The organism is uncultured Fretibacterium sp. (assembly GCF_938040765.1).
In the GTDB taxonomy this organism is placed as follows: Bacteria; Synergistota; Synergistia; order Synergistales; family Aminobacteriaceae; genus CAJPSE01.
The window spans coordinates 1-18,972 of the sequence record NZ_CALIAA010000088.1 but is presented as its reverse complement, the minus strand read 5'-3'; the positions used below and the strand labels follow the sequence as shown (position 1 = coordinate 18,972).

At 63.8% G+C, this 18,972-nt stretch carries 16 protein-coding genes; 11 read left to right on the top strand and 5 right to left on the bottom strand.

Annotated elements, in window-relative coordinates; all coding sequences use genetic code 11:
• The first annotated feature begins 41 nt into the window (after nt 1-41).
• The 5 genes from Q0176_RS03275 (at nt 42) to Q0176_RS03255 (ending at nt 6,196) form a co-directional block, all read left to right on the top strand.
• Complete coding sequence (locus tag Q0176_RS03275) at nt 42-968, top strand: DUF58 domain-containing protein (RefSeq protein ID WP_299299183.1); 927 nt, start codon at nt 42-44, stop codon at nt 966-968.
• Entirely contained in the window at nt 968-2,935 is a 1,968-nt protein-coding gene (locus tag Q0176_RS03270; protein ID WP_299299215.1) for a DUF3488 and transglutaminase-like domain-containing protein, read from the top strand. The genes Q0176_RS03275 and Q0176_RS03270 overlap by 1 nt, the downstream gene beginning before the upstream one ends.
• Before the next feature lie 131 nt (nt 2,936-3,066).
• Entirely contained in the window at nt 3,067-3,582 is a 516-nt protein-coding gene (locus tag Q0176_RS03265; RefSeq protein WP_299299181.1) for a DUF5698 domain-containing protein, read from the top strand.
• A 141-nt stretch (nt 3,583-3,723) separates the two neighbouring features.
• Entirely contained in the window at nt 3,724-5,502 is a 1,779-nt protein-coding gene (locus Q0176_RS03260) for a diguanylate cyclase (protein ID WP_299299179.1), read from the top strand.
• Nucleotides 5,503-5,542: 40 nt separating this feature from the next.
• A complete protein-coding gene (locus Q0176_RS03255; protein ID WP_299299177.1) occupies nt 5,543-6,196 on the top strand; it encodes a deoxynucleoside kinase in 654 nt (217 codons plus the stop codon).
• An 89-nt stretch (nt 6,197-6,285) separates the two neighbouring features.
• Here the strand turns inward: Q0176_RS03255 and Q0176_RS03250 are convergent, their stop codons facing one another.
• Entirely contained in the window at nt 6,286-6,576 is a 291-nt protein-coding gene (locus tag Q0176_RS03250) for a hypothetical protein (RefSeq protein WP_299299175.1), read from the bottom strand.
• Between the two features lie 291 nt (nt 6,577-6,867).
• Between Q0176_RS03250 and Q0176_RS03245 the strand changes: the two genes are divergently transcribed.
• The 3 genes from Q0176_RS03245 to Q0176_RS03235 all read left to right on the top strand — a co-directional run bounded on the left by Q0176_RS03245 (nt 6,868) and on the right by Q0176_RS03235 (nt 10,647).
• Nucleotides 6,868-7,779 carry a hypothetical protein gene (locus Q0176_RS03245; protein ID WP_299299174.1) on the top strand — a complete coding sequence of 304 codons (912 nt, stop codon included), beginning with the start codon at nt 6,868-6,870 and terminating at the stop codon, nt 7,777-7,779.
• A gap of 78 nt (nt 7,780-7,857) precedes the next feature.
• Nucleotides 7,858-8,754 (top strand): hypothetical protein, encoded by an 897-nt coding sequence (locus Q0176_RS03240; RefSeq protein ID WP_299299172.1) that lies wholly within the window; start codon nt 7,858-7,860, stop codon nt 8,752-8,754.
• A gap of 219 nt (nt 8,755-8,973) precedes the next feature.
• Nucleotides 8,974-10,647, top strand: coding sequence for a formate--tetrahydrofolate ligase (locus tag Q0176_RS03235; RefSeq protein WP_299299170.1), 1,674 nt, complete (start codon nt 8,974-8,976; stop codon nt 10,645-10,647).
• 111 nt (nt 10,648-10,758) lie between these two features.
• Here Q0176_RS03235 and Q0176_RS03230 read toward each other — a convergent pair whose 3' ends face one another.
• The 3 genes from Q0176_RS03230 to Q0176_RS03220 are packed head-to-tail and all read right to left on the bottom strand — an operon-like array spanning nt 10,759 to nt 13,336.
• A complete protein-coding gene (locus Q0176_RS03230; protein ID WP_299299168.1) occupies nt 10,759-11,508 on the bottom strand; it encodes a hypothetical protein in 750 nt (249 codons plus the stop codon).
• A gap of 31 nt (nt 11,509-11,539) precedes the next feature.
• The gene (locus Q0176_RS03225; protein ID WP_299299166.1) at nt 11,540-12,721 is read right to left on the bottom strand and encodes an SPFH domain-containing protein; all 1,182 of its coding nucleotides are present in this window, start codon (nt 12,719-12,721) and stop codon (nt 11,540-11,542) included.
• 27 nt (nt 12,722-12,748) lie between these two features.
• Nucleotides 12,749-13,336 carry a DUF4234 domain-containing protein gene (locus Q0176_RS03220; protein ID WP_299299164.1) on the bottom strand — a complete coding sequence of 196 codons (588 nt, stop codon included), beginning with the start codon at nt 13,334-13,336 and terminating at the stop codon, nt 12,749-12,751.
• A gap of 422 nt (nt 13,337-13,758) precedes the next feature.
• Between Q0176_RS03220 and Q0176_RS03215 the strand changes: the two genes are divergently transcribed.
• Nucleotides 13,759-15,042 carry a hypothetical protein gene (locus Q0176_RS03215; RefSeq protein WP_299299162.1) on the top strand — a complete coding sequence of 428 codons (1,284 nt, stop codon included), beginning with the start codon at nt 13,759-13,761 and terminating at the stop codon, nt 15,040-15,042.
• Nucleotides 15,043-15,103: 61 nt separating this feature from the next.
• On the opposite strand, the gene Q0176_RS03210 is transcribed toward Q0176_RS03215, so the two are convergent.
• Nucleotides 15,104-16,465 (bottom strand): hypothetical protein, encoded by a 1,362-nt coding sequence (locus Q0176_RS03210; protein ID WP_299299160.1) that lies wholly within the window; start codon nt 16,463-16,465, stop codon nt 15,104-15,106.
• 230 nt (nt 16,466-16,695) lie between these two features.
• On the opposite strand from Q0176_RS03210, the gene Q0176_RS03205 reads away from it, so the two are divergent.
• Nucleotides 16,696-17,901, top strand: a complete 1,206-nt coding sequence (locus tag Q0176_RS03205) for a coenzyme F420-0:L-glutamate ligase (RefSeq protein WP_299299158.1) — start codon at nt 16,696-16,698, stop codon at nt 17,899-17,901.
• Between the two features lie 80 nt (nt 17,902-17,981).
• A partial coding sequence (locus Q0176_RS03200; protein WP_299299156.1) for a CapA family protein occupies nt 17,982-18,972 on the top strand: 991 nt, incomplete at its 3' end.

Below are 18,972 nucleotides of genomic sequence, written 5' to 3'. Positions count from 1 at the left end.
GGATGCGCAGAGGACCGAGGCCCCGGAGAAAAGAAACTCTTGTGATTCGATTCAGGACGGCGGGCGTGGTCCATGTCGTCCTGACCATCGTTCTGGGAGTGGTCTCCGTCAACAGCGGGAACAACCTGCTCTGTCTCGTGACGTCCCTGATGTTGGGCTACCTGCTGGCCTCGGGCGTCGCGGGATGGCGCAACGTCATGGGGGCCGAGGCGTGGGCGGAGCTGCCCGACGAGATCTATGCGGGGCGGCCCTTCAGGCTTGTCGTCAAGGCGCGGAACCGGCGTCGTTTCGCCTCGATCCACATGATCGAGGTCTCCGCGCGCCCGGTGGGGGAATGGGACGGCCTTCAGGAGCCCGTTCGTGCTTTTTTCGGGATCGTTCCCCGGGGAGAGACCGCGTCCCGCAGCGTATGGATGACCCTGCCCCGCCGGGGACGGGCGGCCCTTGCCCTGGATGTGGCCTCCGCATACCCCTTCGACTTCTTCGTCCGATGGGGGCACACGCCCCCGGAGTCCGGAGCGCTGGTCTTCCCCACCCCGCTTCCCGAACGGCCCTCGTCCGTTTGGGCCGACGAGGGCAGGCCCGACGAGGAGGAGGACCGTCCCGTCGGAGCGCCGCTCGATGCGGAGGAGGTTGCCGGCGTTCGGCCCTATCAGGCCGGCGATCCCGTAAACCGCATTCACTGGAAGATCTCCGCCCGCACCGGAAAGCTGCGCACGCGCCTGTTCGAGACCCCGCACGTCCGTTCGGGGCGCACGATAGACCTGGACGCTCTCGTGAGGAACGGCGTGGAACGCGGGCTCTCCATTGCGGCGGGGAGGGCCCTCGAGGCGGGGAGGGAGGGCGTCCCCATAGGGCTGAAGGACCGGGGGGTTATGACCCCTCCCGCTCCGGGGCGGGCCGCCCGCCTCGAGCTCCTCGGACGCCTGGCCCTCTATGCCCCCGCCCGGGGCGGTGAGGAGCGGTGATGACCTCCCTGTCCCGAACGGCGGAGCGCACCCTGGCGGTCGAAACGGCACTGAAGCTGCTGTCGGGCGCATGTGCCCTTCTGTGCTTCCTGATGGTGCAGGACGGCATCGGTTGGGGGACGGCCCTGGTCTTTGGGGCCACGCTCCTGATCTGGCCGCTGGCGGAGGTCTCGGGGCTGACGCGTCCGCCGGGGCTGCTGTCGTTCGGCGTCGTCGCCCTTCTGCTCGTCGCCGTCTTTTCCCGGATGAATCGGCGGTACCTGGCGGAGCCCTTCCTCGAGGCCATCCTGCTTCTATTCCTCCTTCGCCTGTTCGAGCGCAAGACCTCCCGGGAGTACGTCCAGATCGCGCTTCTGTCCCTGGGGGCGGTAGTGGTCTACGCCCTCCTGTCCGTGGAGAAGCTCTTCCTCGCCGTCTGCCTGGGGATGGGATACTGTGCCTCCCTGATCCTGATGCTGTCCGCCTGGATGAGGCGGGAGCCCGGGGCGCGGCTGTCCTTTTCCGACGCAAAACGGCTCGTCTCCCGCGCCCTGGGGATGTTTCTCCTGATGCTTCCCCTGTGCCTGCTGTTCTTCTTCGTGATCCCCCGGTCGGGCCGTCCCATGTTTCGCCCGCAGGGCGGCATGGACCGTTCGGCCCTGACGGGATTCTCCGAGAGGCTTCGCCTGGGAGAGGTGGGGGCGATACAGCGGACCGACCGCCTTTCCTTCCGCGCGGAGACGGGGGAGATCGCCCCGGAGTTCCTCTATTGGCGGGGCGTCGTGCTCTCGCATTTCTCGGGTACGGGCTGGGACGTCGACCTGAGGGAGCGCGAGGGGGGCTGGGGGCGCCCGCGCGGGGATGTTCCGCAGGTGCGTCAGACGATCCTCATGGAGCCGGGGGGGCACCGCTGGCTCTTCGCGCTGGACCGCCCGATCTCGGTCGGCCTCGGCAGCGCAATGGGCCTGGGAAATGGAACGTTCTGGAGACGGGCGGCGGGCACCGCCGTCCGCTACGAGGCCGTCTCCACCCCCTCCCCGATTCCGGGGACCCTTTCCGACTCGGCCGAGGAGACCTTTCTGGAGCTCCCCTCCGACTATTCTCCGGCCATGAGGGACCTGACGGAAAAACTGACCGCGGGGATCTCCGACGACAGGGGGCGGATGAATGCGGTCGAGGCCCATTTCATGCGCGGCGGCTATCTCTGGTCCCTCGAAAACCTGGTGCGGGGACCGGATGCGCTGGAGCGGTTCGTCCTCGACGTCAGGCGGGGAAACTGCGAGTATTTTGCCTCCGCGGCCGCCGTGATGCTGCGCATGGCCAACGTGCCCGCCCGGCTGGTCGGAGGCTATCGGGGAGGGGACTACAACCGGGCCGGCGGGTACTACTCCGTCCGGGAGCGTCAGGCCCACGTCTGGGTCGAGGCCTGGGATCGGGGTGCTGGGTGCTGGGTGCGGATCGACCCCACTCCCACGGGGGATGCGGGCGGCGGTGGGACGTCGGAGGACCCCGGCGGATGGTGGGAGTTCTGGGACTTCCTCGACTACCAATGGAGCAGGGTGTTCGTGAGCTACAACGCCAGGACCCAGAGCGAGTGGGTCTCGGTCCTGGGGGAGCTCTTTCGCAATCCGCGCGCCTCCCTTCGGGTGTCCTCGGAGGCCCTTTTGCGGTGGGGGCGGCTTGGGTTGGGCTTCGCGGGCCTGTCGGTCGCCATATTCGTCCTGACCCTCGTCTGGAAAAGGCGTCGCCGGGATCCGTGCCGGTCGTTGCTGGAGCGGTTCGAGAGCCTGATGAAGAGGCGCGGGATCCCGCGCCGCAGGTCCGTGGGGCTGGAGGAATTCGTCTCCTCTCTGGACGAGCCGCTCCGGGGAACGGCGCGGCTCTTCGTCCTGGAGTTCGAGGAGGTCTGGTACGGCGGCAGGCCGTTGGACCCCGAGCGATACGGGCGGCTGAAACGCCGGCTCGACAGGATGGACAGGGAGTCCTGACCGACCCGGCACCGCCCCACGCTTCCGGACCGTCCTCGCGGTGTTATCGTGCGGGACGGTTTTATGTTAAGATGGGCCCTGCATCGGGGGTATGACCGCTCGATCGCTGCGGGAGGAAGGGAGGGGCCGCGGTGGGAATCCTGGGGCTTTTGATGATTTTTGGCGCCCGCATTTTGGATGTCAGCTGCAATACGATTCGTATCCTCTTCCTGGTGAAGGGGCAGCGCTTCGTCGCAGCCTGTATCGGGTTCGTCGAGGTCATGATCTACATGATGGTCCTGGGCTTCATCCTGGGAGGGGGAAAGAGGCTCACCGTTTGGGAACTGCTCTTCTACTGCGGTGGGTTCGCCACGGGCAACTACGTGGGGTCCTGGCTCGAGGAAAAGCTGATGAACACATTTATCCTGATCGAGGTCATCCTCGAGGACGGGCCGTCCGCCCAGGCGGCGATAGAGGCCGTGAGGGGCCGGGGGCTGGGCGCCACGGTGATCCGGGGCATGGGGCGCAATGGTCCCAGGCTGATCGTCGAGATATTCTGCAGGCGGCACGACGTACAGGCGGTCCAGGCCCTTTTTGCACATGATGGTTTTGTCACGGTGTCCGACGTGAAGCGCTGTACGGGGGGCTGGTTTCCCAAAAGGCTCTGAGGCCTTCCGGCATGTCTTTTGCGGTGGGATGCTGCCGATATCGGGCAATGCACGAAAATGTATTGCGGATAGGAGTGAGAAACGGAAGGCCGTCAGGACGCCGCTGCGGCGAACGGCCTTTTGGGGAAAGGAATGTTGCCCATGCCGACGGAATGGTCGGATCCGACAGCTCGTCGTCAGTCCATGGAAAACGAGAGAGGATCCCTTTACCGGCGTATGGTCGAGCTGGAGCGCAGGGGAATGCGTTTCGAGCGCGAGGAGGGGGCCCTGCGCGAGATCGAGCACAACTATCGGGGCCTGATCGAGAGTGGGATCTTCCTGCTCCTCATCGTGGGAATCGACGGAAACATCCTGGCCTGCAACCGCTGCGTGGAGAGGTTCTGGGGCGTCGACCCGGGAGGGGCGGGGACGGCGTCGCTCTGGTCCCTGTGCCCCCCCGGCGGTACGGAAGAATTGAAGGAACTGCTTCTGGAGGCGTCCCGAAAAAAAGTCTCCGCCCGACTGGCCCTTTCCCTTCCCGACGAGTCCCGGGTATGGGTCGAGGCGGAGCTCATGCCCTCGGTCTTTCGAGGAATCAAGGCGATTCAGGTGATCGGCGTCGATGTGACGGAAAAGGTCGTTCGGCCCCCCTCCGGAGAAACGGAGGTCTGGGAGAGGGTGCTGGACGGCTGCCCGGGGCTTTTGTGCTGCGTCCTGGACGGGGAGGGAAGGCTTCTCTACGCCTCGCGCGGTTATCGTGCGGCGGCGAAGCGGTTCCTCGGACACGACTGCGTGGTGGGCGCCCCTTATCCGCCGGCGTCCAACTCGGTTGACCGTTCCCTCCACGACCTCCTCTCGTCCGCGCTGCTCGGAGGCTCGGGGGGGATGGAACTGGTCGAGGTCCATGCGGAGGGGAAACGCCTCTGGGAAGTTACGGCCTCCCCTTTGTTTTCCGCCCAGGAAAATGTCGCGGGAGCCGTATTGCGCATGGCTCCGCCGGCGGCTGCCCCGGACGGGGACTCCCCATCGCCCTCGTCCGGGGCCGGAGAGGCACCGAAGCCCACCTCGGCGATGGAGTTGCTGAACGCCGTCTCCGACATGCTGCTCCTCGTTGACAGGGCTGGAGCCTGCCTGGCGGCGAACGGGCGTTTTTGCGAGGCATTGGGACTGGACCCGGCCCTTTTCGTCGACAAACCGCTGAACGAGCTGCCCTTGGCGGACGACCCCCTGAACGACGGCTTCCCCGACCGTCTGCAGGAGGTGTTGCGCGCCGGCGAGGGGGCCCTCGAGCTTCGGGCGGAAACGAGCCGGGGAGAGATGCTCTGGCTGGACCTTCGCGCCCGTCCCGTGACGTGGGAGGGAACGGACGCCCTGCTTTTGACCTGTACGGACGCTACTTTGCTCCATCGCACCCAGGAGCAGCTGAAGCGGGTCGCGGTGACGGACCGCACGACGGGGCTCCTGAACCGGGAGGGGATGGAGCAGGTGCTGGTGAAGGAGCTCGAGCGGGCAGCCCGTTACCGGGGGTCGCTCTCCCTTCTCTTCATGGACGTCGACGACTTCCGGCGCTTCAACGAGGTGCGGGGCTACACGGCCAGCGACGGGGCCTTGAAGGCCCTGGTGACGGCCCTGAAAAACGTACTTCGGCCAACGGACTTCCTGGGACGCTGGGGCGGGGACGAGTTCGTGATCCTGACGCCGCAGCAGGAGTCCGCCGCCTGCCAGTTGGCGGACGTCGTTCGGGAGATGGCCCGGAATGGCCCCTTCGACAGGGAAAACTCCATCTCCCTGAGCGTCGGCGTGGCGAAGTTCTCCAAGGAGATGGACGTCTCCTCCTTTGTCGGGGCGGCTTACGACGCGATGGTCGCGGCCAAGAAGGCCGGAGGGGATCGCACGGTCCTGGCCGGCGAGCCGGACCAGGGATCGATTTCGATCTCGTAAAATTCGGGCTTGCAAAACTCTAAGGAGAGGATGGGCTGAATTGGGTCAAATTCAGATTATAGTCGAGGGGATGACCGCGAGCGGGAAGTCGACGATCGTGAACCTGCTCTCGGAGCGGCTCGGATTCAAGGTGATGCCGGAGGAGTTTCGGGATCAGCATGACCTGCTGAGCCGTTTCCATCACGACCGCAAGTGGGCTTTTCCCATGCAGCTCAACTTTCTGGTCACGCGCTTCGCCCAGTACCTCTGCGCCTCGGAGGAGGAGCAGTATATTCTGGACCGCAGCATCTTCGGAGACAAGGTCTACGCGACGCTGTACTACAAGCAGGGGTATTTCAGGGACAGCCAGTTCGGCTGCTATCTGACCCTCTACGACTCCCTCCTTCGCTACACGAAGGCGCCGCGCCTCCTGATTCTGGTGCACTGTCCCTTCGAGGAGATCATGCGCCGAATCCACGAGCGCGGCCGCGACGACGAGATCGCGGCGGGCGAGGAGTACTGGCGGATGCTCTACAACGCCTATGCTCCCTTCATCGACTTCGTCAAGATGGAGATGGATATCCCCAACTTCCTGGTTCTGGATCTGTCCGATCCCAACTTCATTCATACTCCGGAACGCGTTGACCGCTTCCTGGAAGAAGTGCGGTCCTTTTTTCCGGACCGCTTCGAGGGGGCGGAGGGCGGAGAGGGCTGAGGAGCACAGCGGGGGATGCCCGAAAGGGCATCCCCCGTCTCGAAAATCGCGGCCGTCGGCCTGATGGGCTTTGACCCGGCCAGAGGAAGCTAAAGGGGCGAAGCCGCCTTTCTCCGCTGCAGGGAGGCGGCGTTGAGCCACTTGGAGCGGCGGGCGTTCTCGAGCGCCATCTCGGCCAGAAGCTCCGTCTGGCGCTCCCGATTCTGCCGGTTGCGGCGGGCGATGGCGTCCTTTCGGATCTTGGCCTTATGCAAAGCCTGAGACTTCTTCACCATCTCGGCATGACGGTCCCACATGCGGAACGTCGTCTTGGAGACGGACTCCCTGGCCTCCTGTACCTTTTCCAGCGCCGCCTCGCGCCCCTCCTCCGTGTCGCTCACGCCTACGGAGCGTCCTGCAGCCTTTTCCGCAAGGCCAAAAGACGCGCCTGCAGCGCGGGCTGCCGCGTCCCAAACGCGGCTCGAAACGTCGCTTGTCCCGGTCATGGGTCCCCTCCGTCCATCAATTTATTCTGAATGGAATTCCCCTTCAATTATAGCGCATCGGCCGGTATTTTGATGCAAAAATGTCCGGCAGGTTCGCATTCCTGATATAATTCAATGGACCGGGTCGTATGCACAGGGGCTTTGGGGCGCGTTTGGGAATCGTGAGACGGAGGAGTGATCTTTGGGATGCTTCGGACCTCGGGAAAGGGCTCTCTTGTCGCCGTGATCCTGTTGTTGCTTCACCTGTCGGGGGGGCAGGCCGACGCCCGGTCCGTCCTCGTCCCCATGGGGGACATGGGAGGGAGATTCTTTACGCTGCCGACGCGGAGCGTTCTGGCGAACACCGTGATGGCGGCATATCAAAGACCTTATGGGCTGAACTTCGAGGTCTGGCGTCCTCAGGGGATGCCTGCGGGATGGTACGCCACGTTCGACGGCTTCGCGGTGGCTCAGGTGGCGCCCAACCGTTGGGTGTACGGCCGTACGGGCGTCGACGGCAGCATTGTCCCGACCGATGTCCTCGTGGGCTCCGTCGTCCCCATGAGGGTGCCCGAGCTGACTCGGGTGACGGCCTCCTGGATGTGCGATGATTTCCTCCGGTGCAACGAGTTTCGTGAAATTCGAGCCCTCGGATGCGACAACATGGGCATTCTTGAGGATCCTTTGGCCTGCACGGTCCTGGCCTGGCGTTCGGGGAGGCCGGGGGTCTGGGTCTGGCTGGCGGACAGGTGGAAGAAGGTGTCCCCGGCGGGCGGGCAGTATACCTGGGAGGCCCTGCGGCTGCGGCGTCCCTGGATCGTGGAGCGGCTGAGGGAAAAGGAGTTCTTCTGGACGTGCGGAAATGCCTGCGATCTGGCCAATCTGGCCCGATCCTGGGGGCTCCTGTGGCATGGCCCCGTCCCCTTGAACGCTCTGTGCGCGTACCGTCACGGAAACGGGCGGATCGGGGGGCGTTCGTCCGGGACCTCTCCGGCTCCGTCCCCCTCCAAACCCGGAGAGGAAAACCCCGGATCGCAGTGGGATGTCGGAGACGGAGACAAAGGCCGCGCTCCATCGGATGGCGGTGGAGGCGGAGGCTGGGACACGGGCGGGAAATAGGAATCCTCCCCCAGGCGGGAATACCAAATGAAAATATCGATGGAGCAGTGGATGTCAGAGAATTGAGGGGTGTGGAACATGGGGAATGGAACCGGGGACATCGAGGACCTCTTGGAACGGGCCTATGAATCCGAGGATGCCGGAGAGGTCGAGGAGCTGGTGGAGCGGGCTTTGGAGCTGGACCCCGAAAACCCCGAGGTCCTCCTGCTTCAGGCCGATCTTACCGAGGACGACGACGTGCGCCTGCCGATACTCGTCCATGCCATCGAGAACGCCCGCAGCGTTCTGAGGGAGGAGGGGATCCCCGAGGAGGACTTCGCCGAGGACGAGCTGGGGACGGTTTACCTTGCGCTCCTGCAGAGGGCGGCCTTCACCCTCTTTTCCATGGAGGACGACGAGCGTTCCTTCGAGATCGTTCAGGAGCTCATGCGTCACGACCTCGACGACCAGGGGTCCGTCAGAAGCCTTTATTACAGGATCCTGATCGAAAAGCGCGATTGGTCCCTCATCCTCCGCGAGACGATGCAGGACGGCGACCGCCAGCTGGGCTGGGCCTATGCGAGGCTGGCAGCATGTTTCATGCTGACGGAGGAGGGGGAAGGCGGCACTGGTGAGGCCGCTGCGATGTTCTGGGATGCCCTGTCCATGGCCCCGAACGTCCCCTTCTACATGCTGGGTTACTTCCCCGATCCGGTCGACGACTCGGAGGAGGAGGAGGAGGATTTTCACTTCAGCCTTCTCTTCTCGGACGTGTGGTCCTCCTCGCACAACCTGCTCAACTGGTTCTCCAGGGGTGTGATTCTCTTCGGCCTGCTCTCCGGGCGTTTCGGTGAGGAGGCCGACGATATGCTGGAGATCCTGCGCTCTCTGGGCGGAGGGGAGGAGTACGACAAGATGGAGGCGCTCCTGGACGACCAAGACGACGGCTCCCTGATCGAGACCCTGGCGGCCCACCGATGTCTCTCCGAGCGCTGACGTCCATTGGGGGATAGCCGACTCCGAGTTTCGATATGTTCGTCCGGAGCCCCGTTTTCCGCTTTCCCCAAAGAGGCCGGTGACAATGTCCTTTTGCCCGCCGGTCATGAAAACACGTTTCAATCGCTATACTATAATGATAGTACGGAGATTGGGGAGAAACCGATTCTCTTTTCCTCTCGGGAAGTAACAAAACCAAGTAGAATGGAGTGTTGAGTGATGACGGTACCGAGCGACATCGAAATTGCCCAGGCTGCGAAGATGAGCCCCATAACGGAGGTGGCGAAGAAGCTGGGGATCTCCGAGGACGATCTTGAGCTTTATGGCAAGTACAAGGCCAAGGTGCAGCCCCAGGTCCTCAAAGGGCTCAAGGACAAGCCGGACGGTAAGCTGGTCCTCGTGACGGCGATAACCCCGACGCCTGCGGGCGAGGGCAAGACCACGACGAGCGTGGGCCTGACCGATGGATTGTCCAAGATCGGCAAAAAGGTCTGCGTCGCTCTGCGCGAGCCCTCCCTGGGCCCCAGTTTCGGGGTCAAGGGCGGTGCGGCGGGGGGCGGCTACGCCCAGGTGGTCCCGATGGAGGACATCAACCTCCACTTCACCGGGGACCTGCACGCCATCACCACGGCCCACAACCTCTGCGCCGCGATGCTGGACAACCACCTCCAGCAGGGCAACGAATTGAACATCGATCCCCGCCGCGTGGTGTTCCGCCGCGTGGTGGACCTGAACGAGCGTGCCCTGCGCAAGGTGATCATCGGCCTGGGCGGCCGTACCGAGGGGGTCCCGCGCGAGAGCGGATTCGACATCACGGTGGCCTCCGAGGTCATGGCGATCCTCTGTCTTTCCATGGACCTGATGGACCTGAAGGCCCGGCTCTCCAGGATGGTCCTGGCCTACACCTACGACGGCAAGCCCGTCACGGCGGGGGACATCGGCGCCGCCGGTTCCATGGCGGCTCTGTTGAAGGATGCCATCAAGCCGAACCTGGTCCAGACGCTCGAGGGCTCGCCCGCCTTCATCCACGGCGGCCCCTTCGCCAACATCGCCCATGGATGCAACAGCGTTCAGGCGACGCGTCTGGGCCTGAAGCTGGCCGACTACCTGGTCACGGAGGCCGGATTCGGCGGGGACCTGGGCGCCGAGAAGTTCCTGGACATCAAGTGTCGCATGGCCGGCCTCAAGCCGGCTGCGGTCGTCGTCGTCGCGACGGTCCGCGCTCTTAAAATGCACGGCGGCAGAAAGAAGACCGAGCTGGGCAGCGAGGACCTGAAGGCCCTCGAGGCGGGGATCCCCAACCTCCAGAAGCACATCGAGAACATCCAGAAGTTCGGGCTTCCCGTCGTCGTCGCCATCAACCGCTTCCCGCTGGACACGGAGGCCGAGCTGGCCCTGGTGGAGAAGAAGTGCGCCGAGATGGGCGCCTCCTTCGCGCTCTCCGAGGTCTGGGGCAAGGGCGGCGAGGGCGGAGTCGAGCTGGCGAAGAAGGTCGTCGAGGCGTGCGAGAAACCCTCCGACTTCAAGTTCATCTACAAGCCCGAGATGAGCCCCAAGGAGAAGATGACGGCCATTGCCAAGGAGATCTACGGCGCCGACGGCGTGGACTTCACGCCTCAGGCCGAGAAGGACCTCGAGCTCATCCACGAGCTGGGCAAGGATGACCTGCTGATCTGCATGGCCAAGACCCAGTACTCCTTCTCCGACGACGCCACCAAGGTCGGCCGTCCGAAGGACTTCCGGATCACGGTGCGCGAGGTGCGTCTCTCCGCAGGGGCGGGGTTCCTCGTGGCGGTCACCGGTGCGATCATGACGATGCCGGGCCTGCCCAAGAAGCCCGCGGCCCTGTCGATCGATGTGGACGAGAACGGGAAGATAACCGGCCTCTTCTAACACTTTATGCCTCATACGAAAACAAGGGCTCCCGGCGGCAGGCCGGGAGCCCTTGTTTTTATGACGCGATGCGATGAAAAGAAAGGAGCTGGCGCCCAGAACCAGGGAGCCCTATCGGGAGTTCAGGAGCGCCGCGTTTCGCGCCTCGAGCGCGCGCTCCGCCTTGACGCAGGCCCTCAGAACTTTTTCCCATCGATCGCCTCGCTCGGTATCGGGCGAGGCCATCATCATCCCGGCCTCCTCGTCCAGGGCGTCCAATGCGCCTTTCAGCGCGTTCTCCGCCTCCCCGGGGGCGGCGCTGGGATCGGAGTACTGGAGGGAATCCGCCAGCGCGAGAAGTGGAGCGATCCGCTCCCGATCGCCGGCGACAATGCCTTTCAGGTCCTCGGCCATGTTCCTCACGCGCATGGCCGCCGCCGCCAGATTTTGGCGTCCCTGCCGCTGTTCCTCCCGATCCGCCCCGCTCAGCTTCAGCATGGCCATGTTGGTGAGGAGGAGCGGAATGAGGAAGACGGCCAGGCCGACGATGTGAATCAGGAAATAGGTGGTGACGGAAAACGCGATACGGGCGTTCACCAAGGCCATGGCGATGACGAAGATGAAATAGAGGGCGAGCAGGTAAATGTGGGAGAATCCGTGGGGAATCTCCCTGCCCGCGTTGCTTCGGAGCACGATCCGGGAGGCGAAGAGGGTGCCCAACAGGGCTGCGAAGGCCAGGAACCCCATGGACATCCAGAAGGTGGTCCCCCGTGCCTCGGGGGTCGTCAGGAACCAGACGCAAACCCCCGCCACCACCGCGACCAGAAACAGCAGAAGAAAGAGATTGAAGATATGCCGAACCTTGTTGGTTGCCTTGCTCATGTTGTTTTCCCCTTTCCGTCACGTGCTTTCGTCAGTTTTGAGAGGCTTCGCCCTCCGTGCTCCTGCCGCACCGGGAGCAGAAGGCCGCATCGGGGGCAAGCGCCGCGCCGCACTCGCACACCCTCGAGATTGGCTTGCCGCACTTGGAGCAGAAACGAGCATCGGCGGCTATTTCCGCACCGCAATGAGGGCAGCCGGGGGCAAGGGATGCGCCGCACGAGGGACAAAAGCGTCCCTCGCCGCAGGCCTTGCCGCACTTGGGGCAGGCACGCGATGCGCCGGTTGGGGACGTGTTGAGGAATTGCCCCATCTGGGAGGCCATCTGCCCGAAGGCTCCCCCCATGCCCAGGCCCGCGCCGAGCCCCATGCCGGCCCCAAGCAGGGGATTTCCCCCTCCGCCCTCGCCGGAGCCCGAGGCCTGAGCCATCCCCTCCATGGCGTCGAAGGAGCGCCTCTGCTGGTAGTTGTAGCCCATGACGTTCATGCGCGCCCGCTCGCTCATCGCCTTTTTCAGGTCCTGGACGGCCTCGTCGTCCTCGGGCACGTTGATGGACCCGAAGAAGAAGTTCGCGGGCTCGATGCCGTACTCCTCGAATACGGGGCGCACCTCCTCCGCGGCCTCGTCCGACATGTCCTTGAGGTAGGCGCTGATGTCGAAGATGTTGATTTTCCGCAGCGTGATGTAGCTCGCGACCATGTCGCCGATGCGGCTGAGCAGCAGCCCCCGGAAGGAATCGACGAGCTCGTCCCGGGTCAGCCGCGTGCGGGTCCCGACCAGTTTGAGCAGAAACTTGCGGCTGTCGCGGATGCGGACGCCGAACTGTCCATAGGCTCGAACGGGGATGGGGATCTGATATTCGGGATCGCGCAGGAGCAGGGGAGAGAGCGTGCCCCATTTGACGTCCAGGATGTTGAGCTTGTTGACGAACCAGACGTGGGCCTTGAAGGGGGTCTCGCCGCCGGTGGGCAGGTTGATCAGGCGCCTCAGCAGCGGGATGTTGTCCGTGGAGAGGACGTAGCGCCCGGGCCCAAAGAGGTCGAGCGCCTGTCCGTCCCGGAAGAGGATGGCCTCCTGGGATTCCTGGACAACCAGCTGGGTCCAGTTGCCCAGGGCGTCGCTCCTGTCCGGATTCTTGGGGTCCACATAGCGCCAGGCGAAGATGTCCGCCGGGTTCAGGCCGGAGTCCCATCTTACAATTTGCATCAAGGCCATTTGTATCCGCTCCTTTTTGTCTCTGGTCTACAGGTCGGGGTTCAGCAGCTCCATGGCGATCATCCTGTTGATCTGGCCCTGGAGATAAAGAGGACCGAAAAGAAAGATCATCAGGCCCGACGGGGCGATGCTCAGGACGGCGACGCTCTTCTCCAGGTAGCGCGAGGCGTAGAGCTGAAGGATGCTGCGAGCCTTGAAGGACAGCCAGATGGAAAGGATGAAAGCCGCCAGGCTCAGAAGGTTGAAACAGTCCTGAACATTCTCCTCCGAGAGCCCCAGGGCCTGGCCGACGGAGCTCTGGGGGATCAGAATCCAACCCAGGTGAAGGGCGAGCTGCAGGCAGGCCGCCCAGAGGGGAATCTGGATATTCGGGGCGAGGCGGTTCAGGGATTTGTTCCTGAGGACATGCCACACGCTGCCGTAGACGCCGACGGTGAAAAAATAAAGGAAGAAGAGCATTCCCCCCGACACCCGCTTCATGGAGAGAAGCCCTTTCCTTTTCTTTTCCCTCAGGATCGTCTCGAGATTGTCCGCCGCGTGCGGCGTGGCCGCACCGCAATACTCGCATCGTTCGGCCCCGATGGGCAGGGCCGCGCCGCAGTGTCTGCAGTTCATGTTCGAATCCTTTCCTCCATTAAGCCGACCGGATTTGGGGAGGTGCGTCCCCGACGTTCTTCCCTGACCTCATTGTGATTGGAAAGGAATGCCATGTCAAGCCTTGGGAGGCTGGATCGGGGCGGGATTAGGGGTGGTATTTCCCGTTCCGGACCATCCTGTCGGGATGACAACATCATCTGTTGAGATAAAAACGTAAAATGAATGAGTTTTTGTTCCGTATTTTGGGAGGAATAAGATAGAATAAAGAAAGTGCCTGGAAGACTCCGGGGAGCTTCGTCTGAGTGGGGTGCCATGGCTGTGCAAACGTTTTGAAGAGCGGATTTCTCCTGCAGACGAGGGATATTTTCGGGAAAGGATGTCGAAAATTGTTTACGGAGCTCAAGAGATTTTGTGCGATGCGGATGGGGAGATTTTTTGTTTTGGTGCTGGGCCTTTCGTTTTTCCTGGGGATCTCGGCTTTCTGGACGTCACCCGCAAAGGCTGGAGACGTCGAGGTGGTCTCCAAGAAGTCCGGAGTAAAGAGCCGCGGGTCCGTCCGTAAGGCCTCGCTCAGGAGGAGAGGTTCTCGAAGAAAGAGCGGCAGAATCTTCGCTTCGGGAAACGGATCGGTCAAGAGTCCCTGGATCGTCCGCACGGCGGCCCAGATGGAGGCCCTGGCCCAATCCGTCAATCAGGGCAATTCCTATTCCGGTCAGAGGATTCGCCTGATGGCCGACCTCGATTTGAGCGGCAGGCGCTGGAATCCCATCGGTTTTTACCGGGAGCGCGGAAGCCGCCCGTTCAAGGGCGTCTTCGACGGGAACGGCCATGTCGTGCGTGGGCTCAACATCGAGGCTCCGGCCGCGGGCATGGCGGGACTCTTCGGGGTATTGGAGGGGGCGACCGTCGTGAGGCTTACCATTGAGGACGCCTCCGTATCGGGCGGCTCCAATGTCGGCATTCTGGCGGGGCTTGCCGTACGCTCCGAGCTGAAGAACTGTTCCGTATCCGGCAGCGTGCTGGGCACGGAGAACGTGGGAGGGATGATCGGGAAGGCCTCCGAGAGCCGGATGTCCGGACTTTCCTTCTCGGGGACGATCAAGGGCCGCGCATCGAGTGCCGGGGGACTGATCGGATCCATGTTCGGCACCGTTCTCGCCCGAGCCGAGGTCCGCGGGGAAATTTCGGGCCAGGATAACGTCGGCGGCCTGGCGGGCAACGTCCGTCAGGGAGAGCTGAGCGAGGTGAGGACCCGTGAGCTGGGAGTACAGGGCCGCAAGACGGTTGGCGGCCTGATTGGCTTCGCTTCCGATTCCGTCATCATCCGCCGGTCCCTCTTCGACGGGATGGTCGAGGGCAAGGAGAATACGGGCGGGCTTGTGGGCTGGGTGGAGTCCGGGACCCTGACCGACAACACCGTCTCCGGCTCCGTCCTGGGATGGGAGCGGACGGGCGGGGTGGCGGGGCTCTGGGTCAACGGCCTGGCACGGCGCTGCATCGTGGAGGCCACTGTCAGCGGAACCGCGGGTGTGGGCGGCTTCGCGGGCCGGATGGAGAGGGGAATCGCGGATCGCTGCGAGACACTGGGCTACGTCGAGGGAGGCAAATCGGTCGGGGGCCTGGTCGGGGAGATGGTCTCCGGAAGACTGGAGAAGTGCATGGCGTCCGGAAGCGTGAAGGGGGTTCTGACGTCGGGAAGGGAGATCGGCAGCACCTCCCGATAAGGATCCGAAAGCCCGTTCTAAAAGTGCGGGGCGCCTCCGAGGGGCGCCCCGTGTTTTTTCCCTAGCTTTTGAACTTCCGAATTTCGTAGCCCGTGAACTGGGCCGCGATGCTCAGGGCCTCCCGCTGGGGTTCGCCGGGCGCGACGCCGGAGTCCGAGGCGAGGGCGACGAACCCCTCGACGCTCTTTCCGTCGTGGATCGGGACCAGATACTGCATGTGCTCGAGCTCCTTCCACGAAGCGGCGTCCAGCCCCCAGGAACCGAGGAGCTCTGCGGCCGGGGTATGCTTCAGGTCGTAGAGCGGCTGCAGGCTGCGGGAGACCTCGCATCGCCGGGAAGCGCGCAGGACGGGATGCTCCGAGCAATCCCTGACGCCTCCGGAGCGATGCTCCGCCAGGGCGTAGCCCCCGTGTTCCCCGTCCCACACGGACAAAAGGCATTCCGACATCTGCCCCATCTCCAGGAACACATCCGCGGCGAGGGCCAGGAAACGGCTGCGGTCCCCCTCGTCCCTCAGGGCTTTCAGGACGCTGGAGAGGGAGAGGATCGTGAAGTCCCCCGAGGAGGCCTGAGACGCCGCCAGCGTGTTCTTCGAACGGAGGCTGTTGATGGCGAGGGCGCGGGAGGCGAGATTTCCCAGGAGCTCGAGGAAATGAAGCATCTCGCCGTCCGGGAGGTCCTCCCATTCCAGGACGCAGAAGAGCCGCGTCTCCGCCTCGGCGATGGGAAGCACGGCCCGATAGGGGGCGGAACCCTGGTCCAGGACCGGCGCGGAGGGAAGGATGGCCTGCGCGTAGATGCCCTCGCGCGGCGGAAGGACGTCCATTTTTCCGGCCAGGAGCTTCAGATGGCCGCCTTCGTCCTTCAGGATGGAGACGGACCTCGGGAACAGGCTCTCGCGAAGGACGTCCGCGACGAACGAGGCGAAGTATTCGAGGGGCATGGGCTCGAATATGGAGGCCAGGGTGCTCTTCGTTGCCAGGATCATGTAGGAGAGGCGGGAGAGCTTGCCCTCGTTGGCGTCGACCCTCTGAAACTGCTGCCAGAGCCGAACCATGCCGGCGTAGGGCTTCAGTTCGTCCAGCAGGGACTCGTCGGCCTTTTCCCTCAGCAGGACATAGACCTCCCAGTGGGGCCCGCGCATGCGCAGAACCCACGGCCATTCTTCCTTCTCCGTCCGAGCCTGTTCCAGCTCGCAGGGGGACACGGCGGGGCGGCTCGAGAAGAGGGAACCCAGGCGAAGGCCCTCGCCCGGCAGAATGAGCTGCGTCGGGTTCACTCCCACAGCGTCGAGGATATGGAGGTCCGCCCCTCGGGGAACCAGGATGAGGGCGGACGGGACCCTGAGGGCAAGAAAGTCTGTAAGCGATTTCAGCGCTCCTCCAGACAAGACAAAATCCATCTGTTCGTACAGGTTGTTCACGAGCTGTTCACCTCCGGCCAGTATGACGCCCGCTCGACGTTGGCATCCGAGGCGGCGCGTGGTACGCCTTTGGAAGCATCCGCGTGTTGCCTTCTCCCGCCGGCGCATTTCATCTTTTTGATAAACGGGGCGGATCGGGATAAAATTTCCTTCGTATTGTATACTTTTTTTGTTGTAAAATCGACAGAGCAGGGCTCATACTGAAGTTTTTATGGAGGTAACGGATCATTATGGGAGAGGCAGTGCTTCGTAAGGTTGGCGTTGAGGTGCATGGAATTCGTATGCCCGTGATCCGCAGGGGCGACGACCTGGTGAAGATGGCAGCGGAACACCTCGTCGAGGCCGCGGTATCGGGCTACGCGCCCTTTACCATCAGGGACCGCGACGTGGTGGGGGTCACGGAGTCCCTCGTGGCGAGGGCGCAGGGCAATATCGTCACTCTGGAGGAGATCGCCGCGGACGTTCGCGACAAGATCCCGGAGGGGGATGCGGCGGTCGCCTTTCCCATCCTCAGCCGCAACCGGTTCATGTCCCTGCTCGACGGAATCGTCCGGGGCATCCGGGGAAAGGTGCATCTCTTCCTCTCCTTCCCCGCGGACGAGGTGGGCAACCACCTGATCGACCCCGCCGAGTACCTCAAACGTTCCTCGGGAATGCCGGAGTGCTTCGGCACGGCGGAGTACGACGCGCGGTTCGGGCGCTACAGGCATCCCTTCACGGGGGTGGACTACGTGGAGCTCTACAAGGACCTGGCCCCGGGAAGGATAGAAATCCACTTCACGAACAACCCGCTGCGCATCCTGGACGTCACCTCCCGGGTCGTGATGGCGAACATCCACAATCGAGTCCTCTATGCCGGCCTTCTGCGGGAAAGGGGAGCTTCGGTCTGGACCCTGGATCAGATCTGCACGGAACCGCGCTCCAATGGGGGCGGATACAATCCCGAGTTCGGGCTTCTGGGGTCCAACTACTCTCAGGAGGGGACCGTCAAGCTTTTCCCTCGCGATGCGGGACCCTTCGCGCGCAGCCTCCAGCAGGAGATCCTTCGCCTCACCGGGCGCAGGGTCGAGGTCCTGGTCTACGGGGACGGCGCCTTCAAGGACCCCGTCTGCGGGATCTGGGAGCTGGCCGACCCCGTCGTCTCTCCGGGATACACGGACGGCCTGAAGGGCACCCCCTCCGAGATCAAGTTCAAGATGATCGCGGACAACGCCCAGGGGGACGCGGAGGAGGCCGTTCGCACCGCCATCCGCTCGAAGCCCGCCGCAAACGGAAGGGAGTCGGGGCTGGCGGAGGAGAAAAACGCCCTCGGGACCACCCCGAGGCGCTATACGGATCTTCTGGGCTCCCTGTGCGACCTCGTCTCCGGGAGCGGGGACAGGGGCACCCCCGTCATTCACATATCGGGTTACTTCGACTCGTACATCGACGGATAGTCCCGCCGTAAGAGCTCGACGGCACGAGCCGGAGGATCGAACTGGAGGATTGAGCCGAAAGACTGAGGAGGGGACCGATCGTGAGGCGGACTTTTTTTCTCGCCATTTCTCTCGTGATCCTTGCTTCGCTCGCTTCGTTCACCCCGATGCCCGCACTGGCCCTGCCCCTGCGGGCGCGGGCGTTTTTCATCGGGGACATCATGGCCCACGATCAGCAGCTGGACGCTGCGGCGACGAGGAGAAACGGCGCCGTGGAGTGGGACTTCGCCCCGCAGTTCCGGAGGGTACAGCCGCTCTTTTGGGGCGATGCCCTGATCGTCGGGAACCTGGAGACGACGTTCGCCGGCCCCGAAAGGGGGTATGCCGGATATCCCTTGTTCAACACCCCGGACTCGCTTGCGGACGCGCTGGTCGGTCTGGGGGTCCACGTCGTCACCCTGGCGAACAACCATATCCTGGATCGTGGAGCGGGAGGCGCGCGCCGGACCGTCGAGGTCCTGAACCGGGCGGGCATCCTGTGGACGGGGCTGGGGCTGGACGACGTTCCCAAAAACGACGCGCTTCTGGTGGAACATGGGGGGCTGAGATGGGCCTTCGTCAACTACTCCTACGGGAGCAACCGGCTTCTTTCCTCGAGCGACGTCCACCTCAACGTGATCTCGGACTCGGCGATATCCGAGGGGCTCGCACGGGCGCGGACCCTGAGCCCCGACATCATCGCGGCCTGTTTCCACTGGGGGGAGGAGTATCATTTCGTCCCGTCGGCCCATCAGAGGAGGGCTGCCGAGACGGCGTTGGCGGAGGGGGCCCATCTGGTCATCGGGACCCACCCTCATGTCCTGCAGCCGATGGAGGTCAGCCTCGCCTCCTCGGTGCATGGTACCGATGCCCGGCTCGTCGCATGGTCCCTGGGGAACTTCGTGTCCTTTCAGAGGACGCTGCCCCGGGAACGCAGCTGCGTGCTCGCGGTCGAGGTCGAAAAAGCGGCCGAGGACGAAGGAGCCCGTTTGGTCCGCGTCTCCGTCGCTCCGACGCGGGTGGCCCTCGTCCCCTCGGGTGGGCGGCGGCGAG